14 protein-coding genes, 1 tRNA gene and 1 rRNA gene are annotated in these 16,259 nt (G+C 55.8%); 7 read left to right on the forward strand and 9 right to left on the reverse strand.

Features of this window, described 5'->3' with window-relative positions:
• Positions 1 to 936 precede the first annotated feature (936 nt).
• Positions 937 to 1,572, forward strand: a complete 636-nt coding sequence (locus tag Q3Y58_RS19540; protein WP_413697846.1) for a nuclease-related domain-containing protein — start codon at positions 937 to 939, stop codon at positions 1,570 to 1,572.
• Positions 1,573 to 3,097: 1,525 nt separating this feature from the next.
• Here Q3Y58_RS19540 and panB read toward each other — a convergent pair.
• Entirely contained in the window at positions 3,098 to 3,907 is an 810-nt protein-coding gene (gene panB / locus Q3Y58_RS19250) for a 3-methyl-2-oxobutanoate hydroxymethyltransferase (RefSeq protein WP_274220314.1), read from the reverse strand.
• On the reverse strand, positions 3,904 to 4,776 hold the full coding sequence (gene panC, locus Q3Y58_RS19255) for a pantoate--beta-alanine ligase (RefSeq protein WP_319623400.1): 873 nt from the start codon (positions 4,774 to 4,776) through the stop codon (positions 3,904 to 3,906). Before panC ends, panB begins: the two co-directional genes overlap by 4 nt.
• A gap of 223 nt (positions 4,777 to 4,999) precedes the next feature.
• Here panC and Q3Y58_RS19260 point away from each other — a divergent pair, with 223 nt between their 5' ends.
• The gene (locus Q3Y58_RS19260; protein WP_319623401.1) at positions 5,000 to 7,762 is read left to right on the forward strand and encodes a M16 family metallopeptidase; all 2,763 of its coding nucleotides are present in this window, start codon (positions 5,000 to 5,002) and stop codon (positions 7,760 to 7,762) included.
• 15 nt (positions 7,763 to 7,777) lie between these two features.
• On the opposite strand, the gene Q3Y58_RS19265 is transcribed toward Q3Y58_RS19260, so the two are convergent.
• Together Q3Y58_RS19265 and Q3Y58_RS19270 are read right to left on the reverse strand one after the other, a co-directional pair.
• The gene (locus Q3Y58_RS19265; RefSeq protein WP_319623402.1) at positions 7,778 to 9,076 is read right to left on the reverse strand and encodes an ATP-binding protein; all 1,299 of its coding nucleotides are present in this window, start codon (positions 9,074 to 9,076) and stop codon (positions 7,778 to 7,780) included.
• Positions 9,069 to 9,779 carry a response regulator gene (locus tag Q3Y58_RS19270; RefSeq protein ID WP_319623403.1) on the reverse strand — a complete coding sequence of 237 codons (711 nt, stop codon included), beginning with the start codon at positions 9,777 to 9,779 and terminating at the stop codon, positions 9,069 to 9,071. Before Q3Y58_RS19270 ends, Q3Y58_RS19265 begins: the two co-directional genes overlap by 8 nt.
• 203 nt (positions 9,780 to 9,982) lie before the next feature.
• Between Q3Y58_RS19270 and Q3Y58_RS19275 the strand changes: the two genes are divergently transcribed.
• Entirely contained in the window at positions 9,983 to 10,330 is a 348-nt protein-coding gene (locus tag Q3Y58_RS19275; RefSeq protein WP_319623404.1) for an EF-hand domain-containing protein, read from the forward strand.
• Between the two features lie 84 nt (positions 10,331 to 10,414).
• Positions 10,415 to 11,086, forward strand: coding sequence for an SH3 domain-containing protein (locus Q3Y58_RS19280; protein ID WP_319623405.1), 672 nt, complete (start codon positions 10,415 to 10,417; stop codon positions 11,084 to 11,086).
• A 104-nt stretch (positions 11,087 to 11,190) separates the two neighbouring features.
• On the opposite strand, the gene Q3Y58_RS19285 is transcribed toward Q3Y58_RS19280, so the two are convergent.
• The 3 genes from Q3Y58_RS19285 to Q3Y58_RS19295 form a co-directional block, all read right to left on the reverse strand.
• Complete coding sequence (locus Q3Y58_RS19285; RefSeq protein ID WP_319623406.1) at positions 11,191 to 11,676, reverse strand: hypothetical protein; 486 nt, start codon at positions 11,674 to 11,676, stop codon at positions 11,191 to 11,193.
• 88 nt (positions 11,677 to 11,764) lie between these two features.
• On the reverse strand, positions 11,765 to 12,439 hold the full coding sequence (locus tag Q3Y58_RS19290; protein WP_319623407.1) for a hypothetical protein: 675 nt from the start codon (positions 12,437 to 12,439) through the stop codon (positions 11,765 to 11,767).
• Positions 12,440 to 12,731: 292 nt separating this feature from the next.
• Positions 12,732 to 12,807: transfer RNA gene (locus Q3Y58_RS19295), tRNA-Phe, on the reverse strand.
• 267 nt (positions 12,808 to 13,074) lie between these two features.
• On the opposite strand from Q3Y58_RS19295, the gene Q3Y58_RS19300 reads away from it, so the two are divergent.
• From Q3Y58_RS19300 to Q3Y58_RS19310, 3 genes are all read left to right on the forward strand, one after another.
• Positions 13,075 to 14,130 carry a type III polyketide synthase gene (locus Q3Y58_RS19300; RefSeq protein WP_319623408.1) on the forward strand — a complete coding sequence of 352 codons (1,056 nt, stop codon included), beginning with the start codon at positions 13,075 to 13,077 and terminating at the stop codon, positions 14,128 to 14,130.
• Between the two features lie 9 nt (positions 14,131 to 14,139).
• Positions 14,140 to 14,634, forward strand: a complete 495-nt coding sequence (locus tag Q3Y58_RS19305) for an isoprenylcysteine carboxyl methyltransferase family protein (RefSeq protein ID WP_319623411.1) — start codon at positions 14,140 to 14,142, stop codon at positions 14,632 to 14,634.
• 111 nt (positions 14,635 to 14,745) lie between these two features.
• Positions 14,746 to 15,933, forward strand: a complete 1,188-nt coding sequence (locus Q3Y58_RS19310) for a cation:proton antiporter domain-containing protein (protein WP_319623409.1) — start codon at positions 14,746 to 14,748, stop codon at positions 15,931 to 15,933.
• Between the two features lie 17 nt (positions 15,934 to 15,950).
• Here Q3Y58_RS19310 and Q3Y58_RS19315 read toward each other — a convergent pair whose 3' ends face one another.
• The gene (locus Q3Y58_RS19315) at positions 15,951 to 16,124 is read right to left on the reverse strand and encodes a hypothetical protein (protein ID WP_319623410.1); all 174 of its coding nucleotides are present in this window, start codon (positions 16,122 to 16,124) and stop codon (positions 15,951 to 15,953) included.
• Positions 16,125 to 16,239 (reverse strand): 5S ribosomal RNA (gene rrf / locus Q3Y58_RS19320).
• Positions 16,240 to 16,259: the final 20 nt, after the last annotated feature.

Consider the following 16,259-nt stretch of genomic DNA (forward strand, 5'->3'; position numbering starts at 1 on the left):
CCATGGAAGGCTCGCCTGAACCAAGCGCGAAGAACTTATCCCCCTCTCCTCCTCTCGCGGCAGAACAGTGAAATTATGCAGAAGACATGAAACACGGCCACTGCCCGCACAAAAGATATCCCCGGCCATCAGCTCAAAAAACCGCGAGTGTGCCGCACGCTAAACACCAGAACCTGCGGGGATAACCCATGCGTTCAATTTGCGCTGCTTTGAACGAAACACGGATTTTAAGCATCAACGCACGCAAACACACAAGCGCTCCTGCAAACTCCGACCCACAAACGCCCTCTCCAAACGAACCGCACATCTGGATCCCGGGTCAAGCCCGGGATGACAACCAATAGATGAAGCGGACGAAGAGCTAAATAGGTATCCGATAAACCACCCCAACACCGTCATGCCGGACAAGGTGAGCGCAGCGAGACGCTGATCCGGTATCCAGTGCAGAGCAACTGCGGAGCGGCGGAACCGAGGCCATTGGCGGGTGGGCAGAAAGGTATTTGGCCCTGAAGGCAACCTCTCTGGTTCATGGTACTACCGCATCGGCAATCGTAAAATCCTAGTAATGTATAGATCCTGCTTCCCCAGATAACGCGATAAAATAAAAGACGCTGCGCTAAACCAAGTTACAGACCAATAAAATGGAATGGAATCAAAACATCAATTGGCTCGAAAGTCACTAGAAGGACTTTGCAAGGACTCATACTAAAGATTCATATCAGGATTTAATTGTTTCATAACAGGACATTTTACATAGGAGCGGCATGAAAAACGACGCTGCGTATACCTAAATTACAGTGGATAAATATTGAACATCCATTTTAAGAAAAATAGAGTCAAAGGAACGATGTAACGTGTGCGTCATACAACTAATTGTGGCGAGTAGTTATTATGATTGTGGCGCAGATTTTTGCAGCCATCTCGATTACACTTGGGATGGCTATTCTCATTTACCTTGGGGTGCGGTGGTATAAGAAACATCCCTTCAGCCTCAGCTTCAAAATCCACCCTGTAAAGGCTCACTACGGATTCCGCAGGGGGTTTGCCAAGTGGACGGCAATTCGTGCCTTAAAGCGACCATTCGCTGGATTGTTTTGGCGATCGAACATCAAGCTGAAAGACAAAAGTGGCCAGCGAAGCCATATCGACTTCTTTGCAGTTGGCCCGCAAGGAATCTTTATCATTGAGGTAAAGTTTTGGAGTGGCTTCATCACAGGCTCCAAGAACGCGCAGAACTGGTATCGCCTCAGCGGAAAAAGCACGCGCCCCCTCGTAAACCCCTTGACGCAGAATGCTGGCCGCATTCGGCTCATTTCTCAATACACCGGCATTCCAGAGGATCGATTCAAGAACATTGTCCTTCTTTATGGCTTCAACAAATGGGGCGGCGGCCAGCTTCCTGACGGCTGCTTTTTCAGCCTTAAGGCGCTTAAGAGACACTTGGTCTCGGCCCTCAGCAAGGACAGCACGCGCTTGTTGACGGATGAAGAAGTCGCGACCGTGGCTCATGCCATGACCAAAGCGACCCAACACGTGCCAACCGCTTCTTTCACCACGCCCCAACAAGCGTAAACGTGAGAAATGTCAGCAAACGCTCAGCCAGCAAGCGTTCTGCCTTCAGACAACCAACGCCCTCACCTGCCGAACCGCACATCTGGATCCCGGGTCAAGCCCGGGATGACAGCCGAGTGATGGGGCGGCGGGAGCGGGCCAACAACAGAGCGAAGCAGAGTAAGCAGAGTAAGCAGAGCTAAAGAGGAAAGCAGTCAACTTCCCACCACCGTCATGCCGGACAAGGCGAGCACAGCGAGACGCCGATCCGGGATCCAGCGCAAAGCAAAAAGCAACTGCGGTGCCGGGAGGCGATCCACCTTCAGCCCCCAACCGACCACCAACCGCACCTGCAGAACCGCACAGCTGGATCCCGGGTCAAGCCCGGGATGACCGGCTAGGGAGTATGGGCCAGGATGACAGCTAGAAATGAAGCGGACGGAGGACCATCGGAATAGTGATGCGGAGCAAGCCACCCCAACACCGTCATGCCGGACAAGGTGAGCGGAGCGAGACGCAGATCCGGTATCCAGCGCAAAACCAACAAGCAACTGCGGTGCCGGGAGGCGATCCACCTTCAACCAACAACCGCCCCCACTCGTCGAACCGCTCAACTGGATCCCGGGTCAAGCCCGGGATGACAGCCGAGGGATGGGGCGGCGGGAGCGGGCCAACAACAGAGCGAGGCAGAGTAAGCAGAGCTAAAGAGGAAAGCGGTCAACTTCCCACCACCGTCATGCCGGAGAAGGCGAGCACAGCGAGACGCCGATCCGGTATCCGGCGCAAAGCAAAAAGCAACTGCGGTGCCGGGAGGCGATCCACCTTCAGCCCCCAACCGACCACCAACCGCACCTGCAGAACCGCACAGCTGGATCCCGGGTCAAGCCCGGGATGACCGGCTAGGGAGTATGGGCCAGGATGACAGCTAGAAATGAAGCGGACGGAGGACCATCGGAATAGTGATGCGGAGCAAGCCACCCCAACACCGTCATGCCGGACAAGGTGAGCGGAGCGAGACGCAGATCCGGTATCCAGCGCAAAACCAACAAGCAACTGCGGTGCCGGGAGGCAATCCACCTTCAGCCAACAACCGCCCGCACCTGCCAAGCCGCTCAACTGGATCCCGGGTCAAGCCCGGGATGACAGCCAATAGATGAAGCAAAGGTGGGAGCAGAGGTCCGGAGGAGCGCCGTGAGGGTGAGGCGCAGGCGGAAGGACCAACATGAGAGTTAGGCGAAGGGAGTAGAGAAAGGCCCCGCCGTGGTGCGTAACCGATGACCAACGAAGGTAGGCCGTAGAGAGCACACAGAATACTGCACTGAATAGAAAATACACATCACAAGGCGCAGAGCGCAGAGCGCATTGTACGGAGTACACAGAGCACAGTGCAGAGCAAGCGGCAAGGAGCACCGGGCAAACAAGAGACAACGGCTTGGTCTTTTCAATCAACAGATTGCAAAAGCCGCGTGACGTTTTCCCGCCGCCGTGAAGCAGGTGGGTGAGATGATGAGGCCAGCTTGCATGGAGCCGTTCGCTGCCCCCTCCCCTATTTGAAGGTGTGTTCCGGCCCCGGGAAGGCTCGGTTTTTCACGTCTTGCGCGTAGGACTTGACCGCGAGGGAGATGGTTTCTTCCAGCTCAGCATAACGCTTGACGAACTTCGGCTTGAAGTCGCTGAACAGGCCCAGCATGTCATCGGTTACCAGTATCTGCCCATCGCACCCATTTGAGGCGCCAATGCCGATGGTGGGAATGGTGACTTTTGCCGTGATTTCCTCAGCCAGTGCTCTGGGCAGCTTTTCAAGCGTGAGCGCAAAGGCCCCCGCCTCACTTGCCGCCATGGCATCGCTTAAAACCTTGGCTGCGCTCTCCCCGCGCCCTTGAACCTTGTAGCCACCAAAACCGTTGACCGCCTGTGGGGTGAGCCCCACGTGCCCCATGACAGGAATGCCTCGTGCCGTCAAAAACGCGATGGTTTCAGCCATGGCTTCACCACCTTCCAGCTTGACCGCCGCGCAACCAGTCTCTGCCATGAGACGAGCGGCATTCTTGAACGCCTGCTCTTTGCTTGCCTCATAGGAGCCAAACGGCATGTCCACCACCAGCACCGCATTGCTGGTGCCCCGGCGCACGGCTTGCCCATGCATGATCATCATTTCCATGGTGACGCCAAGGGTGGAGGGCAACCCATGCACCACCATGCCCACACTGTCGCCGACCAGAATCAGGTCGCAATGCGGGTCCAACAGCCGCGCAATGGGTGTTGTATAGGCCGTGAGGCAGACGATGGGTTCCGCACCTTTTCGGGCCTTGATGTCTGGCGGGGTGATGCCGCCTTTTGTTGAGGTGGCGCTCATGCGGTTGCTCCCTTGCGCTCATGGGCCTCCACAATCGTGTGATCCAGAAGCTTTGCCGGGCCAAACTGCACATACACAAAAATGAAGGTGCGTTGGGGCAAGCTGTTCTGAGCGGGTTCCATGGTTTCGGCATTGCAGATGGCGATCATGTCGATTTTGGCCAGAGGTTCGGCCTCGATCTTTGCCCGCAGCCGCTGTTCCAGCTCATGGGGGCTGAGCGCTTCTGACGCCAGCCACTGTCGCGCTTCCATGAGACTGCGATAGAGGATGGTGGCGGCTTGACGCTCCTGCGGATTGAGGTAGGCATTTCGGGAACTCATGGCGAGGCCGTCTGGCTCGCGCACTGTGGGCACCGACATGATTTCAACGGGCATGGCCAAGTCTGCGACCATTTGCTTGATGACCAGAAGTTGCTGGTAGTCTTTTTCGCCGAAATAGGCCCGGTCTGGCTGAACCATGTTAAACAGCTTGGTGACCACTGTTGCCACGCCGCGAAAGAAAATGGGCCGCAGCTTGCCAATGAGACGGGCCGCCAAAGCCGGCACCTCCACATAGGTTTGCGTGGGTGCGGGGTACATCTCTTCCTGAGGCGGGGCAAACAGCACGTCGGCACCCACCTCGCGCAGCAAGCGGCTGTCGCGCTCCAAGTCCCGAGGGTATTGGGCGAAGTCTTCAGTCGGGCCGAACTGTTCGGCGTTGACAAAAATGGAGACAACCACAACATCGCAGTCTGCCTTGGCGCGGCGCACCAGCTCCAAATGACCATCATGCAAAAATCCCATGGTGGGCACGAATCCGATACGTTTTCCCTCGCGCTTCAAGGGAGCAAGCAGGCTTCGAAGCGCGCTGAGGCGGGCAACTTCCTTCATTGCAATTCCTTTTTCTTGCTAACCTACCCTAGCGTCTTGCGAGACGCTCCGCAAAAAATGCGAGACTGGCGCGAGACCATATTGCAAATGAAAAGCAGTCTCATTAGGAGTTTCGTCGGGTTCTCTAGGCACCGGGCCTTTCTTGCACAAGGCGGCACCCACCAACCCTGCAAGTTACACAACCATGGAACCCCGGATGCCGTGCACACCGACCTGGCGCATTATGTGCGCTTTTCTCACTGTTATCATTGGCGTTTCTGCCGCCCACAGCGCCCCATTGCAATGGGACAGCCGCTTGACCCGCGCCACGCTTGCCAACGGGTTCACCTACATCATTTACCCAAGCGGCAACGACAGTGACCCCTTCAATTTGCGCCTAATTGTGCATGCCGGATCTGTGGATGAAGCTGAGCCGAGTGGCGTTGCGCACATTTTGGAGCACATGGCCTTTCAGCGGACTGAGGCGCACCCAGAGGGCGTGCATGCCTACATTGATAGTCTGGGCTGGAAAACCGGCCTTCAGGTGAACGCGCTCACGCGGAAAACCGAAACGCAATACATGGTGCGCACCCGGCCAAACGATGCGCTGAACCTGGAACAGAGCATCAACTTTCTGGCCGATATTACGCTGGGCCCCAAGCTCCTTTCGGAAGACTGGGACAACGAGCGCAAGGTTATTCTGGAGGAGCTGCGCCTTGACGGAAGCCTTGCAGAGCGGGTGAACCGGCAGCGCAATGCCGTTGTGCTGAATGGTTCACGCCATGTGGGACGCCCGCCCATTGGCACCAGAAAAAGCATTGAAGCCACAACCGTGGAAGACTTGCGCGCCTTTCACGCTGCCTATTATGTGCCCGCCAACATGACGCTCATCGTTTCTGGCAATGTGGCAGTGGAACAAGCGGTAGCAGCCATTGAGAGCAGTTTTGGCGCAGCACCTGGCGGGCCGGCTCCCGACCGGTCTTATGTCAAGTTGCCACTAGAACCGGGGCTTTACATCGGCAAGGTGCAAGACCCTGATGGCACGACATCGCGGGTTGCCTATGGCCTGCGCATGGCGTTGCCACCTCGCAATAGTGAGGTGGGGCTGAAGCGCTATCTTGAGAACTACTTCCTCAAGCGCTTGATGCGCGATGAAGTGTGGCGCGCGCGCCCTCATCTGCCCGATGACATCAAAGCGCTGACGCTGACCAGCAAAGAGAGCACCAATGAGCGGCTCGTGATGGCGATTGCTGCCACGACGGAGAACCATGAGCTTGGCCTTGAATGGGTGCTGCGGGAGTTGGAGCGGCTGAACCAGAACGGCATTTCCGAGGAGGCATTTGAGGCCCTTCGAGAAAAAGCACGCGACATCGCCAGCCGCAATGTGGCCGCCGCAGAAGCGCGAGACTTCAAACAATGGGAAGACCGTATCGCTTCGGCAGTGCTGCAGGAAGGGGTGCTGGAAGACCCAAGTGTGCGCGCCGAGCGGACATTGAAATGGATTGATGCATTGACGCTTGAGGAGCTGAACACCCGAATGCGGGAGATGCTCGCCAGCACGGATGCGTTTCTCTACTATCAGGTGGGTGGGCATCTGGAGCGGGAGCTGCCGTCGAAAGATGACGTGTCCGCGCTGAAACGGAAGTTTTCAGAGGAAGCCCTCGCCCCTTGGCCAGCGCCGGAACCTGCGGCAATCCAAGCCGCAGCAAAAGCGCCGGAGAAAGCCCCTAAGCTCCCTGAGCTAGAGCCGCAAGAAGCGCAAGCAGCGTTTGGGCACAAAAGCTTTGAAGAAACGGGCGTTAAGGAATGGACACTGGCCAATGGTGACCGCGTTGTTTGGCTGAACCGGCCAACCCCTGACGGCAAGCTGTATGTCAAAGCGCTTTCCGTGGCCGGTTTCAAGACGGAAGAACTGCCAAGCTGGTTGTCGCAGGCAGCCTTGCAGCTTTGGGAACAAAGTGGGTTCTCGTTCTGGCCACAGGAGACTTATGACCAGTGGGCGCAGACAGTGCCGGCACGGTGGAGCTGGAAACAGCGTGACACCGAGCTCGACATTGCCGCTGTCATGGCGCCGGACAAGCTCAGTGATTTCCTCAAAACCTATCACCACCGCGTGGTGAATGGCCTGGTACGGGAAGAAGGCCTGACTGCATTGCGTACCTCTGTTGCAGAGGAACGAGCCCGGCAGGCGCGCCAACGTAACCGCCTGAGTGACAAGGTGGCTGCGCTGCGGTTTGGTGCGGGCGATGACAGCTTGCCAAGCGAAGCCGACCTGGCAGCGCTGACAGTTGATGAACTGGAGCGGGCAGCAAGACGGCTTCTTGCCGAGCCGGTGACCCTGTTTTTGGTGGGCGAAGCAGATGCTGCCCAGCTTGAGGCACTCACCACCCGCTATCTTGGCACCCTGCCCCGCACCCTGAGCCTGACACCCGCGCCAAGCCTGCAGATGGACGGCACGCACGAGACCACCTTCAAGGTCTACGACTCGGACCGGGCGAGCGTAACACTGCATGGCTTCACCCCCATGGACTGGGGCCCGGAAGCGGGCTTCAAGCTTTCAACGCTCACGCCCATTGCCCAACTTGCGCTAAAGCGCGAGCTGCGTCACCGCCTCTCCGGCATCTACAGTCTTGAGTTTGAACTGTCGCTGGACAAGGACCAGAACCGCGCAGTCTCGCGGCTTCACTTCGTTTGTGCCTCAGAGCGCGCGCAGGAGCTGGCAGAAGCAGCCAAGGCGACCCTGAGCCGGCTTCACGAAACTGTGGCAGATGCAAACGTGAGGCGCATTCGCGAAGACATCGGCTTTGCGGAGGAAGGCCGGTTGCGTGATGCAAACACATGGCTGCGCCGTCTGGCCCTGAGCTATGCCCGCTACGGTGACCCGCGTTATCTTGAGAGCATGCGGGGACTGGCCGATGAGATGACCACTGAAAGCCTGGAGGCGCTGGCCAAACAGGTGTTTCCGCAGCCCCACAGCGTGCTGGTGATCGGCCTTCCCAAAGAGTGAAGGGCCCGAACCGATTCATGAATGCGGACGAAGGCGCGACAAAGGCAAATGCAACGAGGCAACAAACTCGCCGTTTGCCTTTGAAAACTCCAAGGTGCCGCCGTGTGCGAGCGCTGCTTGCTCAACGATTGCAAGGCCAAGGCCTGTGCCGTCGCCGCTGCGGGCCGCGTTGCCGCGTGCAAACGGGCGAGTAAGCGCCTTGGCTTGCTCGGGTTCCAGCCCGGCACCGCGATCTCCAACCTCCAGAAACAAGGTGGCCCCACCCCTGCGTGCGGACACGCGCACGGGCATGGCACCATAGCGCAGAGCGTTGATCATCAGGTTGCCAAGGGCCCGGATGAGCGCGCCCTGACGGACCGACACAACAAGATCTTCAGTGACTTCAACATCCACCTTGCCAACAAGGTCCACTGCCTTGATGGCGCGGTTCAAAAGGGTGGCCAAGGACACATCGGAGGGTTCTTCCGCCTCAAACCCGCGCGCGTATTCTAGGAACTGAACCAGCATGCTCTCGATACGGTCCACTTGACGTTTGGCGCTCTGGACCAGCTCATCATCGGCGTCATGCAGCATGTCCAGAGACAGACGCAGCTTCGTGAGCGGCGTGCGCAGATCATGGCTGACACCGGCGAGCATTACAGCGCGATCGGCCTCGATAAGCTTCAAACGCTGTGCCATCTGGTTGAATGCCTCTGAAACAGCGGAGATTTCCCGAACGCCCACTTCAGTGAGAGGACTGTGGACTTTCGGATCATCAAACTGGTTCACATGCTCCTCCAATGCCTTCAAAGGGCGCGCCACACGACGCTGCAACGCGATGCCAGCAATCAACGCCGCCACAAATGCAAGAGCCGCAATCAAAAACACATTCCGAACTGGATCAGCCGCTTGAACAGATTGAATGGAAAGCCACAGGGGCCGCTGCGCAACGTTGACCCGCACCCAGAGGCGACCATCACTGCCAGCAACCACGGAAGCTCCATTCTTCAGCTTGTAGCGCTGTTCAAGAGCGTGCTTGAAGTACCGCGACAGCAAGGGTGTGGGTCGTCCTTTAGCTTCTGGCGGTTCAAGCGATGCGACCACGTTCAGGCCCATGTCCTTGCTTAGCCGCTCAATCAACTGATCCCGCTGATCTGGCTCCACCACGTCAAACGTCAGGCTCAAAGCCTTTAATGTATGCCCCGTGAAGTCAGCCGCGCGATCCAGCTGCGGGCGTATGATGAACACGGCAACCGTTACAAGACTGATCAGGATTGCGGCGAAGATCGCCACCACCAGCACGGCAATTGTCTGTTTCAGGAAGGTATCAAGCATCGTCGCGGACCAGAACGTAGCCAATGCCCCAGATGGTTTTGATCAGTTGCGGGTCTTCTGCATTGTCTCCAACGGCCTTGCGCAGGCGCGCCACCTGCACATCAATCGCCCGATCCGTGACTTCTGCATTGCGACCCAGCGCACGCTCAATGAGCTGAGCCCGGCTCAAGGGACGCCCTCTGCTGTGAGCCAGAGCAGAAAGCAAGGCAAACTCTCTGCTTGAGAGCTTCAAGACCCTGCCATCGCGCGACACAGTCATCATGGAAAAGTTGATTTCCAGTGGGCCGATCACCAGTACCTCATCAACCACGGGCACTTGAGCACCCGACTGGGTGCGCCGGAGCACAGCAGACAGACGGGCAACCAGTTCCCGCGGTTCAAAGGGTTTTGGCAGATAATCATCAGCGCCCGTTTCCAGGCCAACGATACGGTCGATGGGGTCGCCACGTGCAGTCAACATTATGATGGGTGTTGTATCGCCGCCCGCGCGTAAACGGCGGCACAAGGTAAGGCCGTCCTCGCCGGGCATCATCAAATCCAGAACAATCGCGTCTGCAGGATTGCGCGCAATCTCCCGATCAAGCGCAGCGCCATCTTCAACAGCGCGGGTCTCAAACCCGTGCTCGGTCAGGAACCGCCTTAGAAGCGCACGCAGCTCGGGATCATCATCTACGACGATTATTCGGTTTGGCTTTTGATTCATGGCCACAAGATACCTCCCGAGAGATGACAGATTGGAGTGCCTGCCCCCACCAAGTTGTTGCAAATTGTGACAGACAGACACGCCTGAAACCAACCGTCACACCTTCCCTTTTTGCCGCAACACTCATGAAACGCGGATCACGCAGAAAGATCGCACGAAAGGCATATTTGCTTTTGCAACTTCATTAGAAGGACATGACCCAAATGTTGATTGATTATTCCGCAGAACCTTCGTTGATTTCTACCCTCAAACGCCCCGCCCTGTCTCTGGCCCTGTCTCTGGCTCTGGCCTTGACGCTCATTACCTTCTCCCAAGGTGTTTCTGCTTCTACCGAGCAAACGGCGACCAATTTCATGCAGGCCGATGCAAATGGAGATGGCGCTCTGACGCGCGGCGAGTTCAAAACCTTCATCGATCTCAATGCCTCCTTCAACATCGGCCGGGCCAAGATGGTGCGCGATCGCGGTCTGTATGACCGTGCGTTCGGCAGACTGGATGCAAACGGGGATGGTCTCGTCTCATCTGTCGAACTTCAAAACGCAGGCCAATAATGCCTGCCTCGGGTGTGATGTCGCCAGTTCGACCCTGAATGCAGTTCGAGGATCGTCCACCCAAACCGCGCAAGGAGTTTTAAAATGCTGAAAACACTCATGATGATAGTGGCGCTTCTGACAGCTGGCCTTTCGGCTGCTGCTGCCTCAACTGCAGCCGTTTCAACCGCGAACGTAAACCTGCGCGCGGGCCCAGCCACATCGTTTCCTGTCGTAACCGTGGTGCCAGCAGGCAGCCGTGTTGTGGCCCATGGCTGCGTCGCCGATTACACATGGTGTGATATTGCCCATGGCACCGCCCGTGGGTGGGTATCGGCCCGCTACATTCAGATTGTTTATAATGGGGCCCCTGTCGTCTTAACCCCAGTGGTTGCGCCAGCCGCTGGCATCACCGTGGTTACTTATAACCGGACCTATTGGGACACCTATTACGTCGCCTACCCGTGGTATGGCTCGTGGAACACGTACTATCAACCCTATGCCGCCCCTCGTGTGAACTCCCATAACAGAGCCGCCGCATGTGTAGATGGCACTTGCGCTGGCGCCCGAACGACCACTTCAGTATTCGGCGGATCCACCAACCAGATTCGGACCTGCTCAGGTGGAGAATGCTCGGCGACGAGAAACTCGACCGGGCGTTATGGCAACAGCGCCTCACGCACGCGGACCTGCAATGCAAATGACCTGAGTTGCAACATGTCCCGCACAGGGCCAAGAGGCGGCACCGCAACTGGCACACGCACCTTTAACCGGTGAACACAGGCACTGGCCGCGGAGGCAATCTCCGCGGCTGTCAACCTTCGCTTCGGCGGCCTGACGTGGTTGAAGCCGCAGGATAACCATTCGTGCATCTGTAACTTTTACTTGTCACGACTGTACCCAAGGGCTTTTGAAATCAACCAACAAGAATAAGCGGGGACGAAAGTCGACAATAAAAATAATACGCAAATACCAAGGAAGTAATAATAGTAAAACAACCAGCCAACTCTAAATCCGGCTTGACTCAAATTTCCATCAACGCAACTAAATGAAACCATGTATATCATGGCGCAACCAAATAAAATGGAAACAGGATAAATTAAAATATGATGTTTCCTCCCAACTATACTGTAGTTATGAAAAGACCTGCTTAAATAATAGGCCAAAAACGAGAAAGGAAGTAATATAAAGTACATCAACCAGGCGAGATTGGCTGCATACTCGTATTTGTTCGCACTCTCTGACAAACCGCAGGCCCGCAGAGCTTGCGCCTGCTCTACGATTGAAGGAAATCCAAAGTCAAGTTCACTAAAATAGCCATAAAAAACATCAGTCCCAAAAACATCAACGGCAATGAAAACTGCCAAGAACAGAGCATAGCTCCACATGAGAAAATGAACAAAGAGGTTTATTCGTTTTGTTTTCATGATCACAATGAAGTACTTTCAACATTTATCAATTCTGGTTTGGCTGATTGCACTTGGCTCTCAGCAAGTTCAATTTCTCCAGAAGCTCGTCAGCACCGGCGCCGGGAGTTGGCACAGTTAGAGAAGATGCTCCCACAAAGCTATCAATGCCATTACATCTCTTTGAATAAGAGCCGGAGTAGACGCCTCTTTCCTGCATGAACTGCTGCTTGATTTCACCTCTCAGGTCCAAATCAAGCCCCTCTATGGGGCCATAGTTGCCGGGCCCATTAAGTTCCGCATGACTGAACTCCTTTTTGAGGCTATTGTCGTTGTAGTCACTAAAATCTAGGAAGGCCTGATAAACATCCTTGCGGTAACGCATATACGCAAAAGAATTACCCAGACCTACCGGTTCGGAAATACTCACAATCTCTGACATGTCTACCCTTGTAAGCTTTCCCACATATTGAGCCATTACATCACAAACGCTTCTAATCTTCCTATAAATTTCGATTTTGCAGTGATCGGCGCGAATGGACACTTTGTGACTTAGGTTCTTGTAGTAGGCATCCGAGTTCTCCGTCAGATCTTGGGCTAGCCCTTCGATGCTTACGGAATCCAGCTTGTGCTGATAGTAGACGGTCGGCGCATAGGCGAGCGCGATCAGAAAACTGAACAGCAGGCACACCTTGAACATGCCAGACCTGATGAAACTTGCCATTCGTAGCCCCTTAGTGCGTAGTGCGCAGAACGCATGTCAGAGGTTGTAGTGTGATTTGTGTTTGTAAGGCAATCCGGCTTCCCCCTCTGGATAATCATCAGCAATTAATAGGTACTCTAAAAGGGGTGTTAGAAAGGAGGTTTGAGATGCGTTTCTACCGCCACAAGTGACCACCAAGTTCCATCAGAGCACTATGCACTTCAAAACGCCCATTGGTGCAGAATTTCGCGCCGCGCAACAGTCTGCAGCGCAAACGCACTCGGATTTTACCTAGATTTTCAAGGGAGAAAAGTGGTGCCCGGAGGCGGATTCGAACCACCGACACGCGGATTTTCAATCCGCTGCTCTACCAACTGAGCTATCCGGGCTAAGCGAAACGGGTGCCCCGGTCGCGAAGTGAGCGTCTTATAGGAATGATTTACGGCCATGTCCAGCACTCTGGCGCAGTTTTCCAGCTTTTCAGCATCTTTTAGTGCCTGACGGACACGCACCGTGATCTGTCGGCAAGGATCGTCAGCCACTTGAATCTCCGGGATTTTCGGTTGCGGCTGCCCTCGCCAGAATGAGCAAGGTCGTGACAGGCAGAACCAAGCCGCAACAGGCTTCGTAAACAGGTCGCGAGCCAAGGAGAAGAAATGCCTGCCTACCTGCACGGTCTTGCCACTGCTGTTCCGCCCCATGTCATCGAACAGAATGAAGCCCTGGCCCGTTCGCAGCGCATTCTTGAACCGGTCTACCCCCAGTTTGCTGCGGTTTCCGAGAGCTTTTTGCGCGCAGGCATCGACCGGCGGCATTCTATTGTTCCTCTCACATGGTTTGACAGGCCAAAGGGGTGGCAGGAACGAAACGCAGCCTATCTAACCGGTGCTTCGGCCCTTTTTGTTGAGGCCGCGCGAAAGGCCCTTGCGTCAGCGAACCTGACCGCCGGTGATATAGACTGCATCGTTACTGTGTCATCAACCGGCATTGCCACGCCCTCTTTGGAGGCGATGGTGCATGCAGAAATGGGGTTTCGCACCGATGTGAAACGGGTTCCAGTGTTTGGTCTGGGCTGTGCTGGCGGGACTTCCGGTCTGGATCTTGCCCGCTCTCTTGCTGAAGCCGAACACGGGAGCCGCATTCTGTTCGTGTGCATCGAGCTGTGTACGCTGTCTTTTCGCTCCAAAACACCGCAAAAGTCCGATGTGGTGGCAACCATGCTTTTTGGCGATGGCGCAGCGGCAGCGGTGCTGTCATCTTCCCCGCCTGACCATGCCACTCCCGTAAGACTACATGGTGGATATCAGCATTTGTGGCCAAACACCCTGAATGTCATGGGATGGGATCTGGATGAGGATGGGCTGGTCGTCGTGTTTGATCGCGCCATTCCCCCGTTTATCAGCAGCCAGTTTCGCGAGGCGTCCTTAGGCGCTCTAGCGCATTTCAACCTGACGCTGCACTCTGGCCCGCGCTTTGTTTGCCATCCGGGCGGCGCAAAAGTCATATCTGCGCTGGAGGATGCCTTGAACCTTGGCGATGGCGCGCTCGAAGCTGAGCGCAAGGTTCTGGCCAACTATGGCAACATGTCGGCCCCCACCGTTCTGTTCGTCCTAAAGGAGGCCCTTAAAGCCGGCCTTGAGGGGCCCTTTGTCATGGCTGCGCTTGGTCCCGGCTTCACAGCTTCCTTTGTTCATGCGTCGAGAGGCACGTGAATGGAGCATCTGTCGTGGCCTGCCGTTGCCTTTCTCGTTCTCGTGGGTGTCCAGCGCCTTTGTGAACTCGTCTATGCCAATGCCAACACCAAACGCCTGTTAAAAAACGGGGCGCGCGAGGTGGCGCCTTCCCACTACAAGATCATCGTGGCGCTGCATGCCAGCTGGCTGCTGTCTCTTGCTTTATTTGGTTGGTCCGCATCGCTGCACTGGCCGTGGCTGAGCGTCTTCGTTGCTTTGCAACTCATGCGAATTTGGACGCTGGCGAGCTTGAAGGAGCGATGGACCACCAGGATCATTGTCACCGACGCTCCACTGATTACATCCGGGCCCTACAGATACCTCAAACACCCAAACTACCTTATCGTGGCTTTCGAAATTCCGGTTGGGGCACTGGTTTTGGGGCTTACAGAGATTGCGGTCATCTTCGGCCTCTTGAACCTCGGCGTCCTTTATTGGCGCATCCGTCAGGAAGACGCGGCGCTTCGCAAGCAGGCCCTATAGAGAGCCCTATGGGGACCCTCTGATTTCAGAGTTGCCCAAGCAGTGTTGTCAGGCCATCCTCGGCTGTATCAGAGGCACACTCCGCGCCCGCCCAAGGGAAACATCCTGCCTATGTATCTCACCCTCTGCCTGATCTTTGCATTCATCTTTCTCTACAGCATCTCAAGCCTTGGACTTGAACAGAAGCCGGTTAATGGCGCGCTGCTTTTTACACTTTTAGGTCTTTTGTTCGGCCCGGTGGGACTTGGCTGGCTTCAACTGGATGTCCGTGCAGAATCCCTCAAGGTCCTTGCAGAGCTCACACTCGCACTTGTTCTGTTTACAGATGCAGCACATACAAATCTGACCGCCCTTAAACGAAGTATCGGCATTCCAATCCGACTGCTGCTCATCGGTCTGCCCTTAACCATCCTTTTGGGCGGTGTTATTGGCTACCTGCTTTTTCCGGGCGTCCCGGCAATTGAACTCGCCCTGCTTGCGGCCCTCCTCGCACCGACCGATGCCGCACTCGGAAAAGCCGTGGTTACGTCAAAAAAGGTGCCTGCCGACATACGCAGCACGCTCAACATCGAAAGCGGCCTAAACGATGGAATTTGCGTCCCGATTGTGCTGAGCTTTCTCGCCATTGCCGTGGAACCAGAAGCCAACCAAACCTTCCGCGAGCTCGCAATCCCGTTAATTGTCGAGGAGTTGGGCATCGGTAGCGCCGTAGGCCTAGCAGTTGCACTTGGCGCTCACTTTCTGGTGGAGGAGGCCAGCAAGGCAAAGTGGATCAGCAGCTCCTGGAAACACATTGTCATTTTGGGAGTTGCAGGACTTTGTTTTGCCGCAGCGCAGGCAGCTGGAGGATCTGGGTTCATCGCTGCCTTTGTTGGTGGGCTGACCTATGGCGCTTTCAAACGCCCCTACAAAGAACAGTTTCTATCCGCGGCTGAAGGGACGGGGGACACATTCGCCTTGGTGACCTGGGTTCTATTCGGTGCAGCCGTAGTCGGTCCTGCCCTATCGGTGTTTACACCCGAGATCATTGTCTATTCAATCTTGAGCCTGACGATCATCCGAATGCTCCCGGTCTATTTGAGCCTCACCCCAAGCTACCTTCAAAAGAAGGACAAGCTGTTTATTGGATGGTTTGGCCCACGTGGACTCGCTAGCGTTGTTTTTGCGATCATCATTTTGGATTCAGAAATAAGCAACCCGGGCCCGCTCATCGCAACTGCTGTCTGCACAATTACACTCAGCATCCTGCTTCACGGTATAACGGCTGGCCCGTTTACCAAAATATTTGACAGGACATAGGAGATGCCCCAGACGCCTTATGCCAGCGCCACGGCGTGTTTTTGCCTTTGTGGGTTTGTTCTGGGCGCGGCATGCATGGTTGGTTGGGTGTTTTGGAATGCAAAAAGCCCCCGCGCATGATGCGTCGGGGGCTTTTGGTATTGTTTGTTCTGCTTGATGCTGAAGAGTTTTTTTTTGATTGTTGTTATCATGCCCGGCGGCGTCCTACTCTCCCGCGTCTTGAGACGAAGTACCATTGGCGCAGGGGCGTTTCACTTCCGAGTTCGGGATGGGATCGGGTGGGGGCGCCCCGCCATGGCCACCGGGCAGGATAACAACAATTTGAG

The sequence above is a fragment of the Nesiotobacter zosterae genome, assembly GCF_033843645.1.
In the GTDB taxonomy this organism is placed as follows: domain Bacteria; phylum Pseudomonadota; class Alphaproteobacteria; order Rhizobiales; family Stappiaceae; genus Pseudovibrio; species Pseudovibrio zosterae.

Bases quoted from the DNA above. Each gene is read 5' to 3' on its own strand.
- Q3Y58_RS19310 (WP_319623409.1), top strand. From the start codon at position 14,746: ATGTATCTCACCCTCTGCCTGATCTTTGCATTCATCTTTCTCTACAGC.
- Q3Y58_RS19265 (WP_319623402.1), bottom strand. From the start codon at position 9,076: ATGCTTGATACCTTCCTGAAACAGACAATTGCCGTGCTGGTGGTGGCG.
- panB (WP_274220314.1), bottom strand. From the start codon at position 3,907: ATGAGCGCCACCTCAACAAAAGGCGGCATCACCCCGCCAGACATCAAG.
- Q3Y58_RS19275 (WP_319623404.1), top strand. From the start codon at position 9,983: ATGTTGATTGATTATTCCGCAGAACCTTCGTTGATTTCTACCCTCAAA.
- panC (WP_319623400.1), bottom strand. From the start codon at position 4,776: ATGAAGGAAGTTGCCCGCCTCAGCGCGCTTCGAAGCCTGCTTGCTCCC.
- Q3Y58_RS19540 (WP_413697846.1), top strand. From the start codon at position 937: ATGGCTATTCTCATTTACCTTGGGGTGCGGTGGTATAAGAAACATCCC.
- Q3Y58_RS19315 (WP_319623410.1), bottom strand. From the start codon at position 16,124: ATGATAACAACAATCAAAAAAAAACTCTTCAGCATCAAGCAGAACAAA.
- Q3Y58_RS19270 (WP_319623403.1), bottom strand. From the start codon at position 9,779: ATGAATCAAAAGCCAAACCGAATAATCGTCGTAGATGATGATCCCGAG.
- Q3Y58_RS19290 (WP_319623407.1), bottom strand. From the start codon at position 12,439: ATGGCAAGTTTCATCAGGTCTGGCATGTTCAAGGTGTGCCTGCTGTTC.
- Q3Y58_RS19300 (WP_319623408.1), top strand. From the start codon at position 13,075: ATGCCTGCCTACCTGCACGGTCTTGCCACTGCTGTTCCGCCCCATGTC.
- Q3Y58_RS19260 (WP_319623401.1), top strand. From the start codon at position 5,000: ATGTGCGCTTTTCTCACTGTTATCATTGGCGTTTCTGCCGCCCACAGC.
- Q3Y58_RS19280 (WP_319623405.1), top strand. From the start codon at position 10,415: ATGCTGAAAACACTCATGATGATAGTGGCGCTTCTGACAGCTGGCCTT.